Annotated in this window: 1 protein-coding gene; it reads left to right on the forward strand. The window is 63.6% G+C overall.

Translation table 11 applies throughout. From position 1 onward, the window contains the following. Positions 1–2,517, forward strand: a 2,517-nt coding sequence (locus LHW45_11360; protein ID MCB5286166.1) for a choice-of-anchor J domain-containing protein, incomplete at its 5' end; no start/stop codon positions are given. Positions 2,518–2,549 lie beyond the last annotated feature (32 nt).

A 2,549-nucleotide genomic window follows, 5' to 3' on the forward strand; every position in this document is an offset into this window, starting at 1 on the left:
GATCCCTGGGTGCTGGTGGACGTTGACCAGAGCACCACCTATGGCATGACCGGCATCACCTGGCCCAACGCCTATGCCGCCCAGGCCTACATGATCTTCAATCCCAGCGCCACCACTCCGGCCGTGACCGACGCCGCGCCCCACGGCGGGGCCAAGATGGCTGCCTGCTTTGCCAGCACCACGCCTCCCAACAACGATTGGATGATCTCTCCGCTGGTGACTCCCACCGCCGGGCAGTTCCTGAACTTCTACGCGAAGTCCTACACCGATGATTACGGCCTGGAACGCTTCAAAGTGGGCGTTTCCACCACCGGCGCCACCACCCCGGCCAGCTTCACCATCATCAGCGGTGCCAGCTACATCCAGGCTCCCACGGACTGGACCCTCTACAGCTACGACCTCAGCGCCTACGCCGGCCAGGACGTCCGCTTCGGCATCCAGTGCGTGTCCAACGACGCCTTCATCTTCTTTGTGGACGATGTGACCGTGGGTCCCGTTCCCACCGCCAAGGAGCACTACGCCTCCGTTCCCGCCTTCGGCATCCGCAGCACCGGCACCCCGGTCGCGGCCCCCGAGATCCTGAACCCGCCCACGCGGGAATTCCTGGGCTACAAGGTTTACCGTGACGGCACCCTGCTCACCACCATCGACACCACCACCACCACCTTCTACAACGACCTCGCCGTGACCGTGGGCACCTACAGCTACACCGTCACCGCCGTCTATACCGCCGGCGAATCCGTGCCTGCCGGCCCCGTTACCGCCACCATCGCCCCTCCTGCCAATCCTCCCACCGACCTCACCTCCACCGTGGACGGCAACGACGTCACCCTGAACTGGGTGAGCCCCGAGCCGCCGCAAACCGGTGAATGGATCACCTGGTGCCAGGACGTGCTCGGCAACGGCATCGGCACCAATAGCGCCATCATCTTCGACGTGGCCCACCGCTTCGACCAGACCGACCTCGCCCCCCATCAGGGCGGCACCGTCACCCAGGTGAAGTTCGTGCCCAACTATGCCGACTGCGTCTATACCGTGAAGGTGTGGACCGGCGGCAGCGCCACCAACGCCGGAACGCTTGTGTCCTCGCAGGTGGTGCCCACCATCGCCCTCGGCGAATGGAACCTCTGCGTGCTCAACACCCCCGTGCCCCTGCCGACCACCGGCGACCTCTACGTGGGCTTCGAAGTGAACACCCAGGGCGACCACCCCGCCGGCTGCGACAGCGGCCCCGTGGTGGAAGGCAAAGGCAACATGATGTATTACGAAGGCGCCTGGACCACCCTCACCGGTTTGGCCCCGACCCTCACCTACAACTGGCTGGTCCAGACCTTCGTGGCCGACGGCGCCACCCTCAAGGCCGTGGAACTGGCCCCCATCGAGGAACACAAGGCCATCACCTACGCCCAGGGCCCGCTGGAAGTCCTCCACAAAGAGCCCGCCCGCGAAAATGACCGCGCCCTCACCGGCTTCAAGGTCTATCGCGACGGCGTCCTCATCGGCACCATCACCGATCCCGCCGTGACCACCTACACGGACATGGACCTGCCCAACGGCAACTACGTCTATGGCGTCACCGCGGTCTATACCACCGGTGAATCGGTTCCCGCCACCGTGAACGTGACCGTGAACGTCCAGCTGGCCGAGATCATCTTCCAGGATGGTTTCGAGACCTACGACGACTTCGCGATCCTGTTCGCGCCCTGGACCCTGCTCGACGTCGATCTGGCCCCCACCTACGGCTTCTCCGGGATCACCTTCCCGGGTTCCGAAGGTGCCATGGCCTACATCGTCTTCAATCCCAGCGCGACCACGCCTCCCATCACCACCCTCACCGCCCACGGCGGAGCCAAGATGGCCGCGTCCTTCGCCGCCACCACTCCTCCCAACAACGACTGGATGATCACTCCCCGCCTGCATCTGGGCACCGGCAGCGCCGTGAAGTTCTACGCGAAGTCCCACACCGCCCAGTACGGCCTGGAACGTTTCCGCGTGGGCGTTTCGATGCTGCCCAACATCATTCCCCAGGGCTTCCAGTATGTGAGCCCCGGCGATTATGTGGAGGCCCCCATCGGCTGGACGGAATTCGTCTATGACCTCAGCAACTACGACAACCAGGAAATCTGGCTCGGCATCCGCTGCGTGTCCAACGACGCCTTCGTGTTCTACGTGGACGATTTCAGCGTGCACAGCGACGGCGGCTACATCGTGGCCAACGACGATCCCGGCATCCCCGCCCTCGTCACCGAGCTGAAGGGCAACTACCCGAACCCCTTCAACCCCCGCACCACCATCAGCTACAGCGTTAAGGAAGCCACCCCCGTCACCATCGGCATCTACAACGTGAAAGGCCAGCTGGTGAAGACCCTGGTGAGCGAAGACAAGGCCGCCGGCAACCATTCCATCGCCTGGGATGGCGTCGATGCCAACAACCAGCCTGTCTCCAGCGGCGTCTATTTCTACAAGATGTTCGCCGGCAAGTACAGCAGCACCAAAAAGATGATCCTGATGAAGTAATTCCTCAGGTCGATAAGACTCCCGCCCCGGAA

This window comes from Candidatus Cloacimonadota bacterium, from assembly GCA_020532085.1.
Taxonomy (GTDB): Bacteria; Cloacimonadota; Cloacimonadia; order Cloacimonadales; family Cloacimonadaceae; genus Syntrophosphaera.